At 71.9% G+C, this 21,868-nt stretch carries 15 protein-coding genes; 7 read left to right on the top strand and 8 right to left on the bottom strand.

Annotation, left to right across the window (positions count from 1 at the left end):
• Window positions 1-594 precede the first annotated feature (594 nt).
• Window positions 595-2,346 (bottom strand): ATP-dependent helicase, encoded by a 1,752-nt coding sequence (locus tag QE416_RS14985; RefSeq protein WP_307317378.1) that lies wholly within the window; start codon window positions 2,344-2,346, stop codon window positions 595-597.
• On the bottom strand, window positions 2,343-3,254 hold the full coding sequence (gene nudC, locus QE416_RS14990; protein ID WP_307317380.1) for an NAD(+) diphosphatase: 912 nt from the start codon (window positions 3,252-3,254) through the stop codon (window positions 2,343-2,345). Before nudC ends, QE416_RS14985 begins: the two co-directional genes overlap by 4 nt.
• A 107-nt stretch (window positions 3,255-3,361) precedes the next feature.
• On the opposite strand from nudC, the gene QE416_RS14995 reads away from it, so the two are divergent.
• Window positions 3,362-4,855, top strand: coding sequence for a phosphotransferase (locus QE416_RS14995; RefSeq protein WP_307317383.1), 1,494 nt, complete (start codon window positions 3,362-3,364; stop codon window positions 4,853-4,855).
• Between the two features lie 233 nt (window positions 4,856-5,088).
• Here the strand turns inward: QE416_RS14995 and QE416_RS15000 are convergent, their stop codons facing one another.
• Complete coding sequence (locus QE416_RS15000; protein ID WP_373458886.1) at window positions 5,089-8,379, bottom strand: UvrD-helicase domain-containing protein; 3,291 nt, start codon at window positions 8,377-8,379, stop codon at window positions 5,089-5,091.
• Window positions 8,373-11,519, bottom strand: a complete 3,147-nt coding sequence (locus QE416_RS15005) for an ATP-dependent DNA helicase (protein ID WP_307317388.1) — start codon at window positions 11,517-11,519, stop codon at window positions 8,373-8,375. Before QE416_RS15005 ends, QE416_RS15000 begins: the two co-directional genes overlap by 7 nt.
• A 186-nt stretch (window positions 11,520-11,705) precedes the next feature.
• Between QE416_RS15005 and QE416_RS15010 the strand changes: the two genes are divergently transcribed.
• Both QE416_RS15010 and QE416_RS15015 read left to right on the top strand, forming a co-directional pair.
• Window positions 11,706-11,930: a DUF3107 domain-containing protein gene (locus QE416_RS15010; RefSeq protein WP_144835131.1), complete on the top strand. Its 225-nt coding sequence runs from the start codon at window positions 11,706-11,708 to the stop codon at window positions 11,928-11,930.
• A gap of 10 nt (window positions 11,931-11,940) precedes the next feature.
• Complete coding sequence (locus tag QE416_RS15015; protein WP_267786936.1) at window positions 11,941-12,228, top strand: hypothetical protein; 288 nt, start codon at window positions 11,941-11,943, stop codon at window positions 12,226-12,228.
• Window positions 12,229-12,336: 108 nt separating this feature from the next.
• Here the strand turns inward: QE416_RS15015 and QE416_RS15020 are convergent, their stop codons facing one another.
• The gene (locus QE416_RS15020) at window positions 12,337-13,053 is read right to left on the bottom strand and encodes a ferritin-like fold-containing protein (RefSeq protein ID WP_210074414.1); all 717 of its coding nucleotides are present in this window, start codon (window positions 13,051-13,053) and stop codon (window positions 12,337-12,339) included.
• Between the two features lie 150 nt (window positions 13,054-13,203).
• Between QE416_RS15020 and QE416_RS15025 the strand changes: the two genes are divergently transcribed.
• A complete protein-coding gene (locus QE416_RS15025) occupies window positions 13,204-14,658 on the top strand; it encodes a DEAD/DEAH box helicase (protein WP_307317391.1) in 1,455 nt (484 codons plus the stop codon).
• A 352-nt stretch (window positions 14,659-15,010) separates the two neighbouring features.
• Here the strand turns inward: QE416_RS15025 and QE416_RS15030 are convergent, their stop codons facing one another.
• Complete coding sequence (locus QE416_RS15030; RefSeq protein ID WP_307317968.1) at window positions 15,011-15,871, bottom strand: PHP domain-containing protein; 861 nt, start codon at window positions 15,869-15,871, stop codon at window positions 15,011-15,013.
• A gap of 87 nt (window positions 15,872-15,958) precedes the next feature.
• Here QE416_RS15030 and QE416_RS15035 point away from each other — a divergent pair, with 87 nt between their 5' ends.
• From QE416_RS15035 to QE416_RS15045, 3 genes are all read left to right on the top strand, one after another.
• Window positions 15,959-16,990 carry an endonuclease/exonuclease/phosphatase family protein gene (locus QE416_RS15035; protein ID WP_210074409.1) on the top strand — a complete coding sequence of 344 codons (1,032 nt, stop codon included), beginning with the start codon at window positions 15,959-15,961 and terminating at the stop codon, window positions 16,988-16,990.
• 167 nt (window positions 16,991-17,157) lie between these two features.
• Window positions 17,158-18,621 carry an aminopeptidase P family protein gene (locus tag QE416_RS15040; protein WP_307317395.1) on the top strand — a complete coding sequence of 488 codons (1,464 nt, stop codon included), beginning with the start codon at window positions 17,158-17,160 and terminating at the stop codon, window positions 18,619-18,621.
• The gene (locus QE416_RS15045) at window positions 18,618-20,393 is read left to right on the top strand and encodes a gamma-glutamyltransferase family protein (protein ID WP_307317399.1); all 1,776 of its coding nucleotides are present in this window, start codon (window positions 18,618-18,620) and stop codon (window positions 20,391-20,393) included. The genes QE416_RS15040 and QE416_RS15045 overlap by 4 nt, the downstream gene beginning before the upstream one ends.
• Before the next feature lie 5 nt (window positions 20,394-20,398).
• Here QE416_RS15045 and QE416_RS15050 read toward each other — a convergent pair whose 3' ends face one another.
• On the bottom strand, window positions 20,399-21,067 hold the full coding sequence (locus QE416_RS15050; RefSeq protein WP_307317402.1) for an alpha/beta family hydrolase: 669 nt from the start codon (window positions 21,065-21,067) through the stop codon (window positions 20,399-20,401).
• The gene (locus QE416_RS15055; protein WP_307317404.1) at window positions 21,064-21,813 is read right to left on the bottom strand and encodes a general stress protein; all 750 of its coding nucleotides are present in this window, start codon (window positions 21,811-21,813) and stop codon (window positions 21,064-21,066) included. The genes QE416_RS15050 and QE416_RS15055 overlap by 4 nt, the downstream gene beginning before the upstream one ends.
• Window positions 21,814-21,868: the final 55 nt, after the last annotated feature.

Raw genomic sequence — 21,868 nt, forward strand, 5'->3', positions numbered from 1 at the left:
CCCCCGCGGTAGCCGTCTCGCCCTTCACCGGCTCGTGGGTCGACGTCGTCGTCGCGGCGCTTGCGGACGGGACGAGTGCGGCCGCGGTCCGGGGTCTCGCCCGCGTGCACGGGGCCGAGGACGGAGCCGCCGACGCTCTGCTCGCGGCGGTGGCTCCGGCGTTGGCGCGAAGGTCACGGCATCCGCCCCTCGCCCTTCAGGTCGACGATGACCTGCCGCCGCGAGCCGCCCGAGCCGTCTTGGCGGCATTGCCCCCGCGCACCCGCGTCGTGGCGTGGGCGGGGACGGCGACCGAGAGCGTCGCTCCCGGAACACGGGTGGTGCTGCTGGCCGCACACCGGGTCGACCCCCGCAGAGCGGGGCCGCTCGTCCGCGACGACGTGACGCACCTGCCGCTCGTGCTCGACGGGTCGAGTGCCCGGATCGGGCCCGTCGTGGTGCCGGGACAGACGGCGTGCCTCGCGTGTCTCGACGCGGACCAGCGCCGCGACAACCCGGAGTGGGCGACCGTCGCCGCTCAGCTGGTGGGACGACCGCGGCCCGAGATCGACGTGGCGCTGGCAGCCGAGGCCGGACGGGCGGCGCGGTTCCTGCTCACCGCTCCGATCGGACAGACGACGCGCTCGCTGCGCCTGCGCGCCGATTCGTTCCGGCGGGCCTGGGCGCTGCATCGGCCGAGCGCAGACTGCCACTGCCGATCTCTCGAAGAAAGCGCGACGGAGACCGTTCCATCCGCCCTCGACCCCGTGCCCAGCTCACGGACAGCGTTCGTGCGGCCCGCGTGACGCCCACGTACGCGAGGCGCCGCTCTTCGTCGACCGCTTCGAAGGTCTTGGCGTACGAGATCGGCAGCAGCCCTTCGCTGAATCCCACGAGGTACACGTGATCCCACTCCAGCCCCTTCGCCGCGTGCAGCGTCGCGAGCGTCACCGTCCGCGTCGTCGGCTCGTGCTGATCGCGCGCACGCGCCTGCAGATCGTCGGTGAACGCGCGCAGGTCGGTGCCGTGCGGCGCTTCCTCCGCCAGGCGCAGGATGGCGGCGCGCGCCTCCCACGCCTCGCGGAGCGCACCGCCCGCCTCGGGCGGGTCGTCGGTGAGCCCGACGCTGCGGAGCACGTCGCGGACGGTCGGAAGGAACCCGGTCTCGAGCGGCGCCACGGACGCGGCGCGAAGCGCCATGAGAGCCTGCCGAACCTCGGGAAGGTCGAAGAACTTGCGGCCGCCCAGGACGGACGCCGCGACACCCACCTTCGCGAGGGCCGAGATCAACCCCGCGGACTGCGCGTGCGAGCGGTACAGAACCGCGATGTCGTGGGGATCGACGCCGCGCGCGAGCGAGTCGCGGATCGAGGCCGCGACCGCAGAGGCCTCGTCTTCATCGTCGTCGAAGGCGCGCACGGTCGGCGTGGGCGTGTCGTCTTCGCTGGCCGCGACGAGCTCGAGGGCGCCGGCGCGACCCCTCATGAGGTCGTTGGCGACGGCGAGCACCGGAGCCGTCGAGCGGTAGTTGCGCTCGAGACGCACGACACGCGCATCTTCATGCGTGCGCTCGAACTCGAGCAGGTACCGCGCGTCGGCGCCGGTGAACGAATACACCGTCTGGCTCGCGTCACCGACGACGCACAGGTCGCGACGATCGCCCAGCCAGAGCTCGAGCAGGCGGTTCTGCAGCGGCGAGACGTCCTGGTACTCATCCACGGTGAAGTGCCGATACTGCTCGCGTACGGCCGCGGCGACCCGCGGTTCGGCCTCGATCATGCCGGCGCAGGTCAGCAGGACGTCTTCGAAGTCCATCTGGCGGCGCTCGTCCTTGAGCTTCTCGTACGCGCTCTGCAGGGCCACGACCTGGTCGACGCTGAGACGACCGACGCCGTCGGGGCGGTCCGCCGCGTACTGCTCGATGGAGCGCAGAGTCACCTTGCGCCACTCGATCGCCGACGCGACGTCGCGCAGAGTCGCGGTGTCGGGGGCCAGTCCCACGCCGTCGGCCGCGTGCGCGAGCATGCGCACCTTGTTGTCGATGATCGAAGGCGCCTGATCACCGGCGAGCGTCGGCCAGAAGAAATTGACCTGCGCGAGAGCGGCGGCGTGGAACGTGCGGGCCGAGACCCCCGCGACCCCGAGCGCACGCAGACGCCCGCGCATCTCCCCCGCGGCCTTGGCGGTGAACGTCACGGCCATCACGCGCTGCGGCGAGTAGGCGCCCGTGTCGACACCGTGAGCGATGCGGCGCGTGATCACGCGCGTCTTGCCGGTGCCCGCACCCGCGAGAACGCAGACCGGACCGCGAAGCGCACGCGCCGCCTCGAGCTGGTGCTCGTCGAGTCCCTCGAGCGGCGCGGTCATACGACGCCCCGGTACCAGTCGTCGATCAAGCGACGAGCGATGGATGCCGGGCCCGGGAGCATCGCCGTGCCCTCGCCGCGAAGGGCGGCGCCGATCTCTTCGCGGTCGAACCAGCGGACCTCGACGATCTCCTCACCGTCGGCTTCCGCTTCAGCGTCGTCGACGACGACCGCTCGAAAGCCCAGCATGAGCGAACGGGGGTACGGCCAGGCCTGCGAACCGCGGTACGCGATGTCGCGGAGACGAACCCCGGCTTCCTCGCCGACCTCGCGGGTGACCGCATCCTCGAGCGACTCCCCCGCCTCGGCGAACCCGGCGAAGCAGGAGTACCGGTCACCTCCCCAGGCGGCGTTCGCGCCGAGAAGGATCCGATCGTCACCGGTCGCCGAGGTCACCAGCACGATCACCGCCGGATCGGTGCGCGGGAAGTGCTCACGCCCGCAGACAGGACAGTGCCGCGACCAGCCGGCGTGGCGCAGCTCTGTCGCCGAGCCGCACGCCGGGCAGAACGCGGCATCGCGCAGCCACCCCGCCAGAGCGACGGCGGTGGTGAGCAGTTCGGCTTCACCGTCGGGCAGGTCGCCTCCGGCCGCGCGGAGGGGTGCCCACTCGGCATCCGGAACGAGGTCGTCGGGGGCGCCGGCGGTCAGGGCCGCGAGGACGACCGCGGTGTGATCGGGAGTGCGGCCGAGAAACGCCCACTCCTGGACGTGCTCTCTCCCGATCCGCGCCTGCGAGCCCAAGACCAAGTGTCCGTCGCGCAGCGGCGCCGCATCGCGACGGATGGCGAGGACCAGGGTGCTCGGTTCAGACAGGACGCGCTCGAGCAGGGTCTCGTCGTCGCGCTCACCGCCCGCGCGGTCGACGGTCAACGGGACCTCGGACGGCGAAGACGCGGGACGCGGCATCGAACACCTCTCTGACGGCGGGCACGGGTGGGCGGTCGGCAGACCGACCTGCTCGGTGAAGGGCGTGGCGCGGGCCGGTGAAGGAAGGCCCGACCTACCCTGGGGGCATGGCACGCTCGCCCCTCATTTTAGCCGCGTCGGCGACGACGGCCCTGCCCGGCGCAGCCTTCTCGAACGTCAGCGCTCTGACCGAGAACGCCGCCGGCCGTTTCGATGCCGCGCTGGCCCGCACCGCCGACGGGCGCGAGGTCGTCATCCGCATGCCCGCCGGCGAAGAAGGCGCTCCCGACCTCGCCGCGGAGTCGCGAGCGCTGCACGCTCTGACGGCGGGCGTTCGCGCCCTCCTCCCCTTCGCCGTGCCCGAGGTGATCGGCGAGAGCGGTTCCGGAGCGCAGCGTGTCCTCATCGTCGATCGCATCGACGGCTACCGCATCGACCCGGCGCACCTCCCCAAGGGCCCCGGGTACGCGCCGACGATCGGCGGGGCGCTGGCCGCAGTCCACGCGCTCCCCGTGTCGATCGTCCGCACCGACGGATTGCCCGTGCGCTCTCCCGAGCAGGTGCGGGACGACGTCAAACGACTCCTCGACCGCGCTGACGCCACCGGTCGCGTCAGCGACGACCTCATGCTGCGGTGGCGCCGCGCCCTCGACGTCGACGAGCTGTGGCGCTTCGAGTCGGCGGTCGTCCTAGGCGGCGCGACGAGCTCATCCATCCTCCTCGCCGACGATGAGGACGAGATCCCCCACGTGGTCGGCATCCTGGACTGGGCCGGCCTCAGCGTCGGCGATCCGGCCGTCGACCTGCGCTGGTTGGCATCCGCTCCCCTCGCCGCCGACGACGTCCACGCCGGATACGCCGCGGCCGGCGATCGCTCCCCCGACCCCCTGCTGCGCGAACGCGCGCGGTTCTACGCGGAGCTCGAATTCGCGCGCTGGCTCGTGCACGGACACGACGCCGGCGAGACCGACGTCGTCGCCGACGCCGTCGCGTTGCTCGACGCCCTGGCCGACGGCGTGCGCGGCGACCACATCGTGCCCGACTCGCGAAGCGACATCGACGACGCGATGGCCCTCGTCGAGAGCGTCCCCCCGGTCTCTGCCCCGGCCGCCGTCGACACCTCGATGCAGACCGACGCCTACGACCCCGAAGCGTTGTCGCTGTACCTGTCGGCGGAGCGCGACCGCGCCACCGCCGCCGAAGCGCTCGCCGAGGCGCTCGCGAACGCGAAAGAGTCGGATGCCGACAGCGGCGCGATCCACGTCGACCGGCTGCCCGTCCCCGACAGCGTCGAGCCCGGCGAGACCGAGCCCCTCGACCTCGACGGGTGGGAGGACAAGACCCCCGAGACCCGGAACAACCGTGGCCAGGCTCCCGCGCTGAGCGGCGACACCGACGCGACCTCGCTGTGGTCACGCTCTGCCGTGCCGACAGACCCCGCCGAGCCCGCCGTCCGCGAAGAGGGCGCACCGGGTACGGACGCAACGGCGTCCGACGCCTCGCGCGATTTCGGCGCCGCGCACACCGACGACGAAGAAGACGCCGCTCGCGCGAGCCGCGCCGCGCTGCGCCGCTGGGGCGTCTCCGGCGACGGGGCCTGACGGGCGCCGTCGCTCTGCTGCGGCCGCTCATCGCCGTCGACCTGGTTCGCGACGGTGGCCGGGGGCGGCTCTTTCTCGCGCCTCAACCGGCACATCCTGCCTCGAGCCGCGCGGGGTGCGACCGGGTCACGTGACCGGGCTGTGACCGAGTCGGCAGATCCGAGCAGCGCTTTTGCGCGTCGCTGCCCGAAACCTCTCACGCGTACGTTTCCCGGTCTGGACGGCCCGGGCCCTCACCCCCGCAGCACCAGCTCATCGCCGACGTAGAAGAGGGCGACGTCGATCAGGTCGAGGTCGATACCGTGCTTGGCGTGATAGGCCTCGCGATAGAGCTCGAGCTGCAGCATGCGCGAACGACGCTCGGACTCGCTGGCGGGTGGGCGCCCCGTCTTCCAGTCGACGATCTCGTACCGCTCGCCGCGGCGGTACACGGCATCCAGCTTGCAGATGACGACGTGCTCGCGCCCGTCGAGGCGCGTCGTGACGAAGTCGATCTCTGTCTCGACCTCGAGAGGCCGCAGTGCGGCCCACTCCGAGCGTTCGAAGCACTCCCGCAACCGCTGCAGTTCGACGGCATCAGCTGCGGACGCTCCCGCTTCGTCGTCGCCCCACAGACCGTCGTCGTCGAGCCCGACACCCGCTCCGACCAGCCCGGAGCGCTGCTCGACCCAGGCGTGGAAGAGCGTTCCGAGGCGCGTCTGCCGATAGGGGCGCTCCGGCATGGGCCGGCGAAGATCCTCGACCGCGCGTCCGTAGTCGTCGACGAAATCCTTGAAACGAGAGGCTGGGATACGCGTCGGAGCCGGCGTGTGCACGGGCCGGAGCCGCTCGGCACGCTCCGCGAGCAGCAGCTCGAGGTCGTCATCGGCGTCGACCGGCGTCGCCGCGCGCGCAGCGGTGACGGCCCCGACCGCGGCCGAGATCGCCGTGCGTCGGGCCCCGAGCGGGTCGAGCGGCCAGTGCAGCAGGCGCCGCTCACCGTCGTAGGGGTCATCGCCCGCCTCGTCGACGAACAGCTCCGCCCCGAGCGCCTCAGCGGCCTCGTCGAGGAAGACGCTGGGTCGACGAGGGCGCTTCGTGCCCGACCAACTCGAGCCCGAGAGCATGAGGTGGTCGCGGGCTCGGGTGAACGCCACGTAGGCGAGCCGTCGGTCCTCATCGAGCTGGCGGGCTCGGTTGTCGGCGACGAACGCGTCGATCGCCGCCTTCAGCTCTTGCTGCGTCTGGGTCCCGCGCCATCCGAACACCGGAAGCCACGCAGAATCGCCTCGGAACTGCGAGGGGAGGATGCCGAAACCCAGCCACCCCTTCGTGTCACGCGGAAGCGAGGGCAATTCGTCGGTCACGAGGCGCACGACGGCCACGGCATCCCACTCCAGGCCCTTCGAACCGTGGATCGTGAGGAGCTGGACGACGTCGTCCTCGGGCGGCTCGGTACGCGGCGCGAACTCGTCGGCCTGCTCGGCGTGATCGAGCCAGGCCAACAGGCTCGAGACGGAGCCGGACTCGTCCGCTGCCAGGAACCCGCGGATCTCGTCGACGAAAGCGCGCAGTTGCGCCGAGGCGATACGGGCAGGGCCGCGTGCCTCGTTCGCGGCGAGTTCGATGTCGAGACGCAGCTCCGCCTCGATGAGGCGGATGAGCTCGGGGATCGGGGCACCGACGCTCCTGCGGAGGGCTGCGAACACCGCACCGGCTTCCCGGAGGCGCGCACGGCCTTCGGGAGTGATGTCGGTCAGCCACCCGTGGCCGTCGGTCTGGCGGGTGACGAAATCGAGAGCGTCGACCAGCGACGCGCGATCGGCCCCCGGCGTCGAGCGCAGGCGGTCCACGACCTCGGGGGCGAGCGGTTGCAGGGCGACGTCGTGTGTCGCTAGCCGCCTCGCGACTTGAGCGAGGGCGCGCAGATCGGCCAACCCCACCGCCCACCGCGGTCCGGAGAGCAGACGGATCAGAGCCGACCCCGCCTCGGGGTCGCTGATGACCCGCAGCACCGACACCACGTCGACGACCTCCGGGGTCGTCAGCAGGCCGCCGAGCCCGAGGATGCGGTGAGGGATGCCACGCCGCCCGAGCGCATCACCGAAGCGCACCATGTGCTTCTTGCTGCGGAAGAGCACGGCGCCGGTCGTCCCGCGCCCCTCGGCGGCGCGCGCCGCACGGACGCCGACGAACCACGACGCGACGCGGTCGGCCTCGGCGTCGAGATCGTTCTCGAAGGCGATCTCGACCACACCCTCGGGCGCGCCGGGACGCGACCGCAGCTCTTCAACGGCCACGGCCGCCCGGTGGGCGAGGGGCGCGAGCACGGCATTGGCGACGTCGAGCACACGGGCGCTGTTGCGCCAACTGGTGAGCAGCGCGAAGCGCTGGCATCCGCCCTCCGGAGCGAAGGCATCGGGGAAGCCGCCGAGGTTTCCCGCGCTCGCTCCGCGCCACGCGTAGATCGCCTGGTGCGGGTCGCCGACCGCCATGACACCGGTACCCCCGAACAGGGTGGCCAACAGGTCGGTCTGGACGACCGACGTGTCCTGGTACTCATCGAGCAGGACCACACGGTAGCGCGCTCTCAGCTCCTCGGCGACCGCGGGATGCTCCTGCGCGATGCGCAGGGCCCCCGTCACCTGGTCGGCGAAGTCCATGACGCCCAGGCGCGCCTTCTCACGGTCGTAGTCGGCGGCGAGGCGCGCGAGCAGCGACAGAGCCGACACACGCGATGCGGCGTCGGCCACCTCTTTGTAGACGGTGACGCGTGCCGAGGTCGACGGACGCTCGACGATACGAGCGAACTCGTCGGGGAACGCGGCGAGCTCGTCGAGGTCGACGAGGTTGTCGACGCCGTCGCGGGCGATGCGCAGAGCCGCGTCGATGAGTGTGCGAGGCGACTCCTGCCGCTCCTCCAGCCGCGGGTCGTCGGAGGTGAACACGACCCGGCGCATGAGCAGCCAGGCCGCGGACTCCGAGAGCACGGCAGCCTCGGAGTCGCGGCCGATGCGCAGGCCGTGCTCACGCACGATCGAGTCGGCGAAGCTGTTGTAGGTCGACACGGTGGGCCGGTGCAACAGCTGGTCGCCGTCGTCGAGGCCGGGGTCGTCCGCGCCGACCTCGGCGGCGAGGGCGTCGAGAACCTCGAGACGGGCGGCATCTGCGCGCGCCCCTTCGACCCGTGCGAGTTCGGCGAACACCGACAGGCGACCCGCCTCGTGCAGCGCCGGAAGAGCACCCAGCAGTCCGCGCGTCTCGAACTCCGACAGACGCTGCAACCGCCGCTGGATGCGCTCGGCGAGCTCGCCCGCGGCCTTTCGGGTGAAGGTCAGCCCGAGTACCTCGTCGCGACGGACCAGTCCGTTCGCGACGAGCCAGACCACGCGACCGGCCATGGTCTCGGTCTTGCCGCTACCCGCACCGGCGACGACGAGGGCGGGCGCGAGAGGCGCTTCGATCACCGCGGTCTGCTCGATCGTGGGCGGGAACTGTCCGAGGGCGGCGGCGATGGTTGCCGCGGAAAGCACGACGGTCACGATGCGCTCACCGCCGACACCGTGTGGATGCGGCACAACCCGTAAGAGAACTCGTCCCGGCAGTGCACCTCGTACGGCGCGGCGAAACTGGTGCCGCGCATCACCTCGACCGCCCGCTGCACGCGTTCGACGAACTGGCCGCGCTGTTCGTCGTCGAACGGCTTTTGCGTCGGCTCCGCGTAGTCCTTCTTCGCCGCGGTGGGGCGCAGGACGAGCAGTTTCGCACCGCCCGACGGCAGCCCGGCGACCTGCTCGATCGCCCCGGACGAGAACGCCAACTGGTACGCGGCGAGCTGCGGGTTGTCGGCGACCTTGGCATCCGTCTGGGGTTCGCTCTTACCCGTCTTGAGGTCGACGATCACGACCTCACCCGAGGGCGTCACCTCGACGCGGTCGATGTCGCCGCTCAGCACGGCGCCGTGCTCGCCGGCATCGGGAATGGGGATCGGCACCTCGAAGTGCCGCTCGGCGCCGATCAGGCGTCCGCCCGCATCATCGAACCGGCGCAGATAGGCCGCCAGACGCCGCACAAGCTCGCGCGCTCGCGTGCGTTCGGCGCGCTCGCGCCAGACCGCGTCGAACGCCAGCTCACCCCAGCGCTCGTCGACCACCGCCCAGAGGTCGTCTTCAGACGACGATGCCGCCGTCTCGAGCGCCGCATGGATGATGGTGCCGATGCCCGCCGTCGTCCCGCCCCGGTCGCCGCCGAGGTCGGCGATGACCCAGTCGAGCTCGCACTCCTCGAGGGCGTGCAGGCGCGACGGCGAGACGCGGACGTCTTCGCGCGTCAGATCGCGCAACGGCGCCGACGACGTGGGAGCAGCCACGCCGTACCACTCCTCGGGCGCGGCGCCGGCGACACCCGCCGCGGCGAGCAGCGCCAACTGTCCGGCCGCGTGGGTGCGATCGGCAACGGCGACGCGCGGCGCGGTGAGCGAGCGGCGATGCCGCGCCACGAGACCGCGAAGCGACAGGGGATGCTCGGGAATGGATGCCGCCGGCTCAGGCGTCGGGAGCATCTCGAACAGCACGCTGGGACCGGTGTCGTCGTCGTCGACCGCGGTGACCACCAGTAGTGACCCCGCCCTGCTGAGGGCGCGGACGAAGAGGCGTAGCTCATCGTGCATCGCCGCACGGCGGCGATCGAGCGTGCCCGCGGCGGGGAGGTCGGGGTTCTGCACCGCGTCGACAAGTCGCCACGTTTCGAGCAGGCCGCCGCGCAGACGGGTGTTGGGCCAGACGCCGTCCTGCACCCCGGCGACGATGACGGTGTCGAACGCCGTACCGGCGGCGGCCGCGGGGGTCAGCACGCGGACCGTGTCGACCACGGCGGGCTGTTCGATGCGGTCTTCGGCGACGTCGCTGTCGAGCACCGCGCGCAGGAAGACGGAGGCCTCCCCGTCTGGCTCACGCTCGGTGAACCGCTTCGCGGCCTGGAACAGCGCGACGATCGCGTCGAGGTCGCGCTCGGCCTGCTCGGCGATCGGCCCGTGCCCGCGCACCGCCTCGCGCCAGGTCCGCGACAGGCCGCTGCGCTCCCACGCGGTCCACAGCAGTTCGTGCGGGGTCGCGTGCGACAGAGTCTGCGCGCGGAGTGCGGCGAGGGTCTCGCCCAGCCGTGCGGCGCGGCGTGCTTCGCGCGTGTCGACGGCCTCGAGCTCGAGCGGGAAACGCACGCCGGAGACGAGCAGTTCGGTCGCCGTGCGCGCGCCCCCGGCACCGACCTCGTCGTGGCGGAGCGCCGTGCGCAGACGCCGCAGCTCGATCGGATCGAGGCCGCCGAAGGTGCCGATCAGCGCGTCGACCACCTCGTCGGCGACCCATTCGTCGGGATCTTTCATGCCGAGCTCGACCAGTCCGACGAGATCGCGGACCGGCCGCTGCACGCCCAGGGCCAGCCCGGGACCGCTCGCGCGCGCGGGCACCTCTCGTGCGGCGAGCTCGGCTTCGAGGGTCGCGACCTGCCGCGAGTCATGCGCGATCACGGCGCACGAGCCCCACGGGACGCCCTCGAGAACGTGCCGTTCGCGCAGCAGGCGGGCGATGGCGTCGGCTTCCTCCGCCGGCGACCGCAGCAGGTAGGTGCGGACCGAACCCTGCGGCGCGGCGCCCGAGGGAGCACGTCGGTGCGCGACGATCCCGGCCGCACCGATGCGCGTCACCACGCGACGGACGAGGTCGATCTGCTCCGGTGTCCCGCGGTGGGGCTCTCCGAGAGCGGCGACGGTACCGAGCTCACGGGCGAGGCGAGCGAAGTTCTCGGGCGTCGCTCCGCGGAAGGCTCCCGACCCGACGTCGGGGTCGCCGAACGCGACCACCCCGATGCCGAGGGCCCGACACGCGCGCAGCAGATCGATACCGCCGGCGGTGAGCTCTTGCGCGTCGTCGACGAGGATGCAGCGCAACGTGGCGAACCGCCCCAGAAGCGCGCGATCCGCGCGGGCCTCGTCGAGCACGGCGACGGCCTCGCGAGCGAGGTCGGCCGCGTCGCGGTGCGTGCCGCGCATCGCCGAGCGCACGGCCCGGTACTCGTCGGCGAACGACGCGAGAGAGGCCCAGACCGGCAGCTCCCACCGCTGCGCCAGCTGGATCAGGTCGTCGGAGCCGATGCCCAGGTCGGTGCACTCCGCGAGGAACGCCCGGAGGTCGCCCCGGAAACCGCGGGTCGCTCGAATGACGGGCCCGAGCCACGCGGGCCAACGCGACGCGCCCTCGAGCTCGTCGAGGGCATCGCCCTCGAGCAGATCGCGGATGATCTGGTCTTCGTCTCCGCCGGTGAGAAGCTGCGGGGGTTCGACCCCCCGCCGGACTTCGGCGCCGCGGACGAGCTGGAACGCGAACGACGCCACCGACCGGGCGAGAGCGCCCGAGGTCGCCCGCGCGACGGCGAGGGCGAGGGGATCGCGCAAGGCCGTCGCCGCGGGTCGCGTGGGCGTGAGCACCAACACCTCGTCGGGGTCGACTCCGGATGCCACGAGCTCACGCACACGAGCGAGCAGCGTGGTCGTCTTGCCCGAGCCGGGAGCCCCGACGACCACACCGCTCGCGGTCGCGGGCCAGTCGACGACGACGCGCTGCTCGGCGTCGAGCGCACCTCCCCGAGCGGGAGATGCGTCGAGGGCGACGGCATCCGGGATCTGCATGTCTCCACGCTAATCGCGACCTCCGACATCGCCGGGTTCGACGCCGCGTCCGCTCCGGTCGCCGTCGGCGCGAGGCGCGTTCGCCGTCCGCGAAGCGGGCCCTCCCGCGAGCTCGGGTGTCGGATGCCTGCCCTAGAGTCGAATCACGCGCCGGGCCGACCGCGGCCCGCGGGGAAAGGACGCATCGTGGAGATCCGCATCGGAATCACCAACACCGGCCGCGAGCTGAACTTCGAGACGAACGAGAGCTCGGACGCCGTGAAGTCGGCCGTCGCCGCCGCCCTCGACAACTCCGCCAGCCACGTGTCCTTCACCGATGTGAAGGGCAACTCCTACCTCGTTCCGACCGCCAACCTCGCGTTCGTCGAACTCGGCACCGAAGAGTCGCGCCGCGTCGGCTTCGTCGCCTGACACTCGAACCGTGCAGATCCTGCTCGGTCTGATCATCGGCGCGGTCATCGGCCTCGCCGTGCACTTCGCGCTGCCGCACCGCCACCTCCGCGGCGTCGTTCTCGCCCCTCTGGCGGGCGCGGCCGCGGCGGCGGTCGTGTGGACCGCCTTGACGTGGATGGGTCTCGGGGTCGACTCGCCGATCCTGTGGATCGTCGCCGTCCTGGCGCCGGCCGCCACGACTCTCGCGCTCGTGCCGCTGCTCACTCGTTCGCGCATCGCCCGCGACGAGGCCGATCGCGTGCGCCTGGGCGTCTGAACCTCTCGAGAGACCAGCGGATGCCGGCACCCGGCGTCGTCCAGACACTGTGCGGTGCATCGACAGGCGTGTTGCCTCACCCCGTCGCGCAGACCGTGGTGACGCTCGTTACGCGGCGAGCCCCATGGCATCCATCCGCCTCGCGTGAGCACCCATCAGCTCGCTGAACACGGGCTCGACCTTGGCCTCCTCGGCGCGGTCGAGGTGTCCGTGGCGGAGGGCCGTGCGGGCGACGAGCAGGGTGTCGCCGACGAGACGACGCCCCCAGAGCGCCAGTAGCCAGCGCCACTCCTCGTCGCTCTCGATCGTCGCTCCGAGGATGTCGACGATCGCCTGACGGTCGTCATCGGCCTGCAGGATGCGCGCGACCCGGCGGCCGGTGTCGCCGTAGCTCGACGACAGCGCGAGATAGAAGTCGTCGAGGAGTCCCGCCGTGATGTGCACCGTGAGCATGGTCTCTTGGGGGCGAACGCCGTGCGTGTTGCGGCGGAAGGCGTCGAGCGACTCGCGGAACGGCAGCATGAGCTGCGTCGGATCGGCCCCGCGTTCGCGGATCAGCGCGACGAGCTCCTGGTGCTTGATGAGCGCCGCTCCCGCCGCGCGGGAGAGCGACTCCTTCTCGGCGAGTTCGGGGGTCAGGGCGATCAGCTCGCTGAGCGTCTCGAAGAACCCGAGCTGCAGATAGGCGGCTTGACCGAGAAACGTCTCGATCTCGGGGGCGAGCTCGGCGAAGTCGACGCGCATGGCCTCGCCCAGGTCTCCGCGCGAGCGCAGCTGGAGCGTACGGCCCACCGGGCGCTGGCGACGACGGAACCACTCGAACACGTACGACAGCCTAGGCGTCGGGGGCTGCCGAGACACGCCGGGTAGAGTGGAGAAGCCCCGGCGTCGGATCGGGGCCCCGCGCCTGTGGACGAGTGAGGCGTGGATACGACTCCCCCAGGCGGTCTCTCGCCGCCGGAACAGGCACGCACTATGACGACTTTCGCCGATCTCGGCATCGACCAGGACATCGTCGATGCCCTGGCCTCCAAGGGCATCGTCGATGCCTTCCCCATCCAGGAGCAGACGATTCCCCTCGGCCTCCCCGGCCAGGACATCATCGGTCAGGCCAAGACCGGCACCGGGAAGACCTTCGGCTTCGGCATCCCCGTGGTCCAGCGCCTGGGGCTCAACCCCGAGCCCGGCGTCAAGGCACTCATCGTCGTCCCCACGCGCGAGCTCGCCGTCCAGGTCTACGAAGACATGGACATGCTCACCAGCAACCGCTCGACCAGTGTCGTCGCCATCTACGGCGGCAAGGCGTACGAGGGGCAGATCGACCAGCTCAAGGCCGGCGCGCAGATCGTCGTCGGAACGCCCGGTCGCCTCATCGACCTCGCGAACCAGCGCCTGCTCGATCTGTCGAACGCGACCGAGGTCGTGCTCGACGAGGCCGACAAGATGCTCGACCTGGGCTTCCTCGCCGACATCGAGAAGATCTTCTCGAAGGTCCCGCCCGTGCGTCACACGCAGCTGTTTTCGGCGACCATGCCCGGCCCCATCGTCGCCCTCGCGCGTCGCTTCATGTCGAACCCCATCCACATGCGCGCCAACGACCCCGACGAGGGCCTGACGCAGGCGAACATCAAGCACCTGGTCTACCGCGCGCACTCGCTCGACAAGGACGAGGTCATCGCCCGCATCCTGCAGTCGGAGGGTCGCGAGAAGGCGGTCATCTTCACGCGCACGAAGCGCGCTGCGCAGAAGCTCGTCGACGAGCTCGGCGACCGCGGCTTCAACGCCGCCGCCGTCCACGGTGACATGAGCCAGGAGGCCCGCGAGCGCTCGATGGCCGCGTTCAAGGCCGGCAAGAAGGACGTCCTGATCGCCACCGACGTCGCCGCCCGCGGTATCGACGTCAACGACGTCACCCACGTGATCAACCACACGATCCCCGACGACGAGAAGACCTACCTGCACCGCGCCGGTCGTACCGGTCGCGCCGGCAACACCGGTATCGCCGTGACCTTCGTCGACTGGGACGACCTGCACAAGTGGGCGCTCATCAACCGCGCCCTGGAGTTCGGCCAGCCCGAGCCCACCGAGACCTACTCGTCGAGCCCGCACCTCTACACCGACCTCAACATCCCCGAGGGCACCAAGGGCCGCCTCGTGACCGCGCCGAAGGCCGTCGCGCCCAAGCAGGTCGAGAAGAAGAACGAGAGCCCGGATGCCGAGAGCACCCGCGCCCCGCGCCGTCGCCGTCGCGGTGGTTCGTCGTCCGAGAGCACCGCCCCCGCCGGCGACAGCGCCTCGCGCGAAGAGGGTGGCGCCGGCACGCACGACGGTGCCGGCAAGGAGCACCACGACGGCAACGCAGCCCCGCGCCGTCGCCGCCGTCGCCGCGGAGGCGGCAGCTCGGGAACGCCGACGGCCCCCGTCGCCTGACGCGTCTTACACGGAACGGCGCCGACCCCCACCGCGGGGTCGGCGCCGTTCCGTGTATGAACCGGCATCCGGAATCGTCGGCCTCGGGCGTCGGTTGCTCGGCGCGGACCGACGCGACCAGGCGCGCGGCGCCGCCACGCGGTCACCGCCCCACGCATAAACGCCCTCCGCACGCAGAAACACGCGCTCCCCGCGTTTCCTCGCGCAGACAGCGTTTATGCGTGACCTACCGCCACCGCTGCACATCACGACGCGCGCCGAGCGAGAGACGCCCGCGCCGAGCCACAGACGCCCGCACCGCCCGCCCATCCGCACGCGACGCCCGGCCGCTGCCCCACCCCGCGGGCAGCCCCTACGGGAAGACCGGCGCCGTCCCGCGGCCCAGGGCGAAGATCCGCGCGACCATGTCGTCGGCCGTCGTGTTCTCGCCCGGGACGTTGGGCTTGCCGAGCCCGTGGTAGTCGCTCGAGCCGGTGACGATGAGGTCGCGCTCGGCGGCGAGATCGGCGAGCAGGGCCGTGGGCTCGGGCAGGTTCTCGCGGTGCGCGAGCTCGAAGCCCGCCAGGCCCGCGTCGAGCATCGCGTGCAGCACGCTGTCGGGCAGCAGCGACCGCCCCGCCGGGTGAGCGATGATCGGCACGCCGCCCGCGCCGACGACGAGCTCGACCGCGGCCACCGGGTCGGGGGCGTACAGCGCGACGTAGTAGTCGCCGGAGGGATGCAGGATGCCGGCGAACGCCTCGGTCCGGTCGGCGACGATGCCGCGGGCGACGAGAGCGTCGGCGATGTGCGGACGCCCGACGGTCGCGCCGTCCGTGGTCTGGGCGAGGATGTCGTCCCACGCGATGTCGTAGTCGTGGGAGATGCGCTCGGCCATGATCTGGGCCCGATCCAGCCGCGAGGAGCGGATGCGGTCGGTCATGGCGCGAAGCGCCGTGTCGTCGGGGTCGACGAGGTAGGCCAGCAGATGGACGCTGCGCCACCGATGCCGGGCCGACAGCTCCATGCCGGGCACGAACGTCATCCCGAGCGAGGTCGCCGCCTCGGCGGCCTCTGCCCACCCCGACGTCGTGTCGTGGTCGGTGAGGGCGGCGGTGTGCAGGCCGTGACGGTGGGCGGCGGCCATGACCTGCGCGGGCGGCTCGGTTCCGTCGGAGTGCGAGGAATGCAGGTGCAGGTCGCTCGGACCCTCGAATCGCCGTTCACGCTGCACCCGTCGAGCGTAGCGCCCCGTATTCGCGGAGGTCGCGCTCAACCGGCATCCGTGGATCTCTCAGACGGCTCCCCTATGGTCGGGTGCGTGCGTCGTCTGGTCGGTCTCCTGGTCGCGCTCGCTTTCGCGGCGGGTGCCGCGGTGCTCACGTGGCCCTCGGCGTTCGGGGCCGAGCGCACCTTCCCCCTGGCGCAGGTCATCTCGTTCCGTGCGCCGCTGGCGGCCGCCTTCATCGCCGCAACGCTGCTCATGCTGCTGTTCGCGCTGATCCGCCCGATCCGGGCCCTCGCCTTCGTCCTCGCGGTCGTCTTCGCTCTCGCGGGCGGTGTCAACGTCTCACTGCTCTCGCAGCGCGGCCTGGGATCGGAGGAGATGCCGGCCAAGACGGCGTCGAGCCTGCGCATCATGACGTGGAACACCGCCGGTTCGGCCACCTCGGCCGAGTCGATCGCGCAGTTCGCGGTGGGTATGCAGGCCGACGTCGTGACCCTCCCCGAGACCACGATCGAGACGGGAGCCGAGGTCGCCGAGCTCATGCGCGACATGGGCCAGCCGATGTGGGCGCATCACGCCGAGTACGGCGAGTACGGGATCACCGGATGGGATGCCACCTCCACCACCGTCCTCATCAAGCCCGAGCTGGGCGAGTACTCCGTCATCCAGTCCTCGCTCGACGGATCGAGCAACACCTCGACCGTCCCGAGCGCCGTGGCCATGCCCGTCTCGGGAGATGGCCCGATCATCGTGGCCGCCCACGCCGTCGCGCCACGACAGGAGTACATGACGCAGTGGCGCAGCGACCTGCAGTGGCTGGCCGACCAGTGCGCGACCGACAACGTGATCCTCGCGGGCGACTTCAACGCGACCCTCGATCACATGACCGGGATGGGCGTCGACGGTGGCACCCTGGGCCGGTGCCACGACGCCGCGTCCGAGAGCGGCAACGGCGGTGTGGGCACGTGGCCGACGAGCGCTCCCGCCCTGCTGGGCGCGCCGATCGATCACGTCATGGCCACCCCCGACTGGACGGTCTCGGCGTCGGTCGTCATGCGCACGCTCGACGGCTCGGGCAGCGACCACCGCCCGATCGTCGTGCAGCTCGAGCGCACGGGCGGCTGACCGCGCCCGCGACGCACGTCCCCCCTCGACCGGATGCCGACTCCACGGCACCGGCGCGGGCGGGACGCCCCGGTTCGGCGCAGGACGAAACCCCCGCCACGGCGCACCCGGCCGCGCGCGCCGATCGGCGTCGTGCACGCGACGCCCGACGGTGCGAGACTGGAACGATGGACGCCCCCTCCACCAGCGACACGACCGCGACGACCGCCGAGCCTCAGATCCCCGAATCGCAGACTGCCGAACCGCAGTCCGCGGACGTCGAGCTCGACGCCCCCAGCAACCGCAAGGCCCCGTTCCCGCGCGGATTCCTCGACACGATCTCGACCGGGTGGGCCGAGCACCCCGCCGCGCTCCCCGAGCCGCGCGAGCAGGCCGCCTGGGCTGCACGTCGCCGAGCCCGCGTATCGGAGGCCTTTCTCGGCCAGCGCGTCGTCGTACCCGCCGGTGGGCTGAAGCAGCGCAGCAACGACACCGACTACCCCTTCCGCGCGCACTCCGCCTTCGCACACCTCACCGGCTGGGGCAGCGACGCCGAGCCCGACGCCGTCCTCGTCTTCGAACCGCGTGAAAACGGTCACGAGGCCGTGCTGTACTTCCGCGAGCGCGCCGACCGCACCACGGCGGAGTTCTACTCGGATGCCACGGTCGGCGAGTTCTGGATCGGCCCCCGCCCCGCCCTCGACGGCGTCGCCGCCGATCTGGACCTGGCCACCGCGCACCTCGAGGACTTCCAGGTCGGCGAGAACGACCGCACGGTCGGCGACGACGACGAGGTCACCCGGTTCGTCTCGGAGCTGCGCCTGGTGAAGGACGAGTACGAGCTCGCCGAGCTGGCCCTGGCCGTCGAGGTCACCGGCCGCGGGTTCGACGACATCGTCGCCGAGCTCCCCCGCATCATCGCGCACCCGCGCGGCGAGCGTCTGGTCGAGGGCGTGTTCCACCAGCGCGCCCGCTCCGACGGCAACAGCGTCGGCTACGACACCATCGCCGCCTCGGGCCCGCACGCCTGTTACCTGCACTGGACGCGCAACGACGGCGCGGTCAAGCCCGGAGATCTGATCCTCGTCGACGCCGGCGTCGAGGTCGACAGCCTCTACACCGCCGACATCACCCGCACGCTGCCGGTCTCGGGCACCTTCACCGACATCCAGCGCCGCATTTACGAGACGGTCCGCGAGGCCGCCGACGCCTCCTTCGCCGCCGCGAAGGTCGGCGTACCGTTCCGGCGCCTGCACGAGGCCGCGATGGAGGTCATCGCTGCGCGCGTTGCCGAGTGGGGCCTGCTCCCCGTCACGGCCGAGGAGGCCCTCGACGCCGACAAGGGCGGCCAGCACCGTCGCTACATGGTGCACGGCACGAGCCACCACCTCGGAATCGACGTCCACGACTGCGCCCAGGCCCGTCGCGACATGTACTACGACGGTCTGCTCGAGCCCGGCATGGCGTTCACGATCGAGCCCGGCCTGTACTTCCAGATCGACGACCTCACCGTCCCCGAGGAGTACCGCGGCATCGGCGCGCGCATCGAGGACGACATCGTCATGACGGCAGACGGTCCGGTGAACCTGTCGGCGGGCATCCCCCGCACGGCCGACGAGGTCGAGGAGTGGATCGCCCGGCTGTCGCGATGACGTTCACGCCGCCGGCATCGTTCACCACCCGGCCGACGCTGCGAGGCACATTCGGGATGTCGGCGTCGACGCATTGGACGGCGACGGCCACCGCGCAGGCGGTGCTCGAGCGCGGAGGAAACGCATTCGACGCCGCCGTCGCGGCCGGCTTCGTGCTGCACGTCGTCGAGCCGCACCTGAACGGCCCCGGGGGTGACCTGGTCGCCCTCGTGCGACCGGCCGGAGCGGCTGAGCCCGTCGTTCTCATGGGTCAGGGCCCGGCACCGGCCGCCGCCACCATCGAGCACTTCCTCGGACGCGGGCTCGACCTGGTCCCGGGCTCGGGCGGCCTCGCGGCGACAGTGCCCGGCGGCGTCGACGCGTGGTTGCTGCTGCTGCGCGATCACGGCACGTGGGAGCTCGCCGACGTCCTCTCCTTCGCCACGGGCTACGCGCGCGACGGACACCCGCTAGTCGCGGGAGCCGCCGCCACGATCGGCCGCGTCGCCGACCTGTTCCGCGACCATTGGTCTTCGTCGAAAGACCAGTGGATGCCGACCGGCGAGCCGCCCGCACCCGACACGCTGGTCCGCAATACGGCGTGGGCCGATGTGCTCGACTCGCTCGTGGCCGCGGGCCATGACGCCGCCGACCGGGAGTCGCGTATCGACGCCGCGCGCGAGCGCTGGATGAGCGAGGTGCTCCCCCGGGCGGCGACGTTCCTGCACGAGCCGCACCGGCACGCCGATGGCGGCGATCATCCCGGCATCCTGACGACCGCAGACCTCGCGTCGTGGCGCGCGTCGTTCGAAACCGCCGTGTCGGTGTCGTTCCGCGGATGGGACGTGTTCAAGGCGGGCGCCTGGTCGCAGGGACCAGCTCTGCTCCACACGCTCCGTCTGATCGAGGACGCGGACGACGTGGATCCCGGCTCGGTGGAGGGGGCGCACCTGCTGCTCGAGGCGCAGAAGCTCGCCTATGCCGATCGCGATGCGTGGTTCGGCGACACCGACGAAGCCGCAGAGGCCGCCGCCCTGCTGAGCGACGAGTACGTCGCGACACGGCGCGCCCTCCTCGGGCCGGATGCTTCCGCCGAACTTCGCCCCGGCTCCCCCGATGGTCGCGAGCCGGTCCTGCCTCCGCTGCGCACGACGCAGCGGGTCGCGTCCGGGTCCACGGGGGAACCGACGGTCGATCGCTCGGGCCAGACCCGAGGGGACACCTGCCACCTCGACGTGATCGATCGCTGGGGCAACGCGATCTCGGCCACCCCGTCCGGCGGCTGGCTGCAGTCCTCCCCCACCGTCCCCGAACTCGGGTTCTGCCTGGGCACTCGACTGCAGATGGTGGTGCTGGAGCCCGGGCACCCGGCATCCCTCGTTCCCGGTCGCCGCCCGCGGACCACCCTCACCCCGACGTTGCTGACGCGCGGCGACGAGGTCGTCGCGCTCGGCTCCCCCGGCGGCGACCAGCAAGACCAGTGGCAGCTCCCCGTGCTGCTGCGCCTGCTCGTCGGCGGCTACTCCCCGCAACAGGCGATCGATGCCCCGACCCTGCACACCACGGCGCTCGTCGACTCGTTCTGGCCGCGCACGTGGTCGCCGGCGGGAGCGGTGGTAGAAGATCGCCTGGGCGAAGACCTGATCGCCGGCCTCGAGCGGCGCGGACACCGCGTGCGCCGGGCCGGGGACTGGGCTCTCGGGCGCGTCAGCGCGGTCGGTCGCGACACCGACGGACTGCTGTGGGCAGCCGCGAACCCGCGCGGTGCGCAGGGGTACGCCGCCGGTCGCTGACGCGGCTAAACCCCCCGCGCGAACCCGGCGACGACGCTCGCCAGCCCGGCGCCGATCTCGTCGGCCGGGCGGCGCGCGCCTTTGACTTCGAAGGAGTGATTGCCGCCGGCGACCCAGTGCACGCGGGCGTCCTGGCACGACGCGACCACCTCTTCGAACTGCTCCCGCGGATCGATGAACGGGTCGTTCTCGCCCTCGACGAAGAGCTGGGGCACCGTGATGCGCGGGAGGTGCTCGCGGCGCGGCTTCTCGGGTCGCCCCGGCGGATGCAGCGGATAGCCCAGGTACGCCAGGCCCGCGGGAGAGATCACACCCTCGGCGGCGGCGACGGATGCCATGCGCCCGCCGTACGACTTACCCGCGGCGGTGAAGGGTCCGGGCTCGGCCGAAGCGAGCCAGGCCTGCACGCCGACCCAGGTGGCGAGGGCGTGCGCGGCGGGTCCGGGCATACGCCGGCCCGCCTCGACGTAGGGGAACACGAATCGCAGGACCGAGACCCCCTCGGTCACCAGCGCATCGGAGAGACCCGTCAAGAACGGTTGTTCCATGCCGGCGCCCGCCCCGTGCGCCAAAGCGACGGTCGCCGAAAAGTCGGGGGCAGCGGACCACAGCCCCGACACCTCGGTGTCGCCCGTCGGCAGCGCGACGGCGATGCGGACGGGCTCGGCGCTCACCGCTCGGTGGGGGCGGGGTGCTCGTCGGAGCCGTCGCGAGCGTCGGCGGGACGCTCGGCGTCTCGCTGGTCGTCCGCGGGGCGCTCGGCCGGACGCGCGATCCGCTCGCCGTACCGCGGCGGCTCGTCGTCGCGCGGGGCGGGGGCCTGAGTCGGCGCGGGCGGACGCGGAGGGGCGACCGGCGCGGCCGTGCCCGGGGCGACGCGCTCGCCGTACTGCGGCGGGGAGGTGTCGGGCGCCGCCGGGCGCGAGGCACCGCTGCGACCGGTGCCGGCACCCGAGGGGCCGACGATCCCGCGGGCCTTGTGGACGCTCGGGGCCGCGACGCACACGTCGTAGTGGTCGGCGGTGACCTGCATGACCGAGGCGAAGTCCCGACGTCGGCGCACGATCGAATACGTGCCGATGCTGAGGATCATGCCGAGCGCCATACCGACCAGCAGAACGCCGACGAAGGCGGAGATCTGCACGGTCGGCATCCCGAGCACAAAGATGAAAGCGAACAGCAGGCCGAGCATGAGGCCGTTCAGCGCTCCCGAGCGGGCCGCCGTGGCGTAGCCGAGCTTGCCGGTGATGCGCTCGATGGAACGCAGACCCGAGCCGACGATCGCGATGTCGCGAGCGGGTACTTCTCCGGCGATGAGAGAGGACACGGCCTTCTGCGCCTGCTCGTAGGTCGGGAACGAGGCGATCTTCTCGCCGACCTCGTCGCGGCCGGCACCCGGACGCTGCGCGAACATACTCATTTCACCATCCTGTCACGCGCGCCTGACCGTTCCACCGGTGTTGCATAGGAGGTGC

The sequence above is a fragment of the Microbacterium sp. SORGH_AS_0421 genome (assembly GCF_030818635.1).
GTDB lineage: Bacteria > Actinomycetota > Actinomycetes > Actinomycetales > Microbacteriaceae > Microbacterium.

Bases quoted from the DNA above. Each gene is read 5' to 3' on its own strand.
- QE416_RS14985 (WP_307317378.1), bottom strand. From the start codon at position 2,346: ATGACCGCGCCGCTCGAGGGACTCGACGAGCACCAGCTCGAGGCGGCG.
- nudC (WP_307317380.1), bottom strand. From the start codon at position 3,254: ATGCCGCGTCCCGCGTCTTCGCCGTCCGAGGTCCCGTTGACCGTCGAC.
- QE416_RS14995 (WP_307317383.1), top strand. From the start codon at position 3,362: ATGGCACGCTCGCCCCTCATTTTAGCCGCGTCGGCGACGACGGCCCTG.
- QE416_RS15005 (WP_307317388.1), bottom strand. From the start codon at position 11,519: ATGCAGATCCCGGATGCCGTCGCCCTCGACGCATCTCCCGCTCGGGGA.
- QE416_RS15025 (WP_307317391.1), top strand. From the start codon at position 13,204: ATGACGACTTTCGCCGATCTCGGCATCGACCAGGACATCGTCGATGCC.
- QE416_RS15040 (WP_307317395.1), top strand. From the start codon at position 17,158: ATGGACGCCCCCTCCACCAGCGACACGACCGCGACGACCGCCGAGCCT.
- QE416_RS15045 (WP_307317399.1), top strand. From the start codon at position 18,618: ATGACGTTCACGCCGCCGGCATCGTTCACCACCCGGCCGACGCTGCGA.
- QE416_RS15055 (WP_307317404.1), bottom strand. From the start codon at position 21,813: ATGAGTATGTTCGCGCAGCGTCCGGGTGCCGGCCGCGACGAGGTCGGC.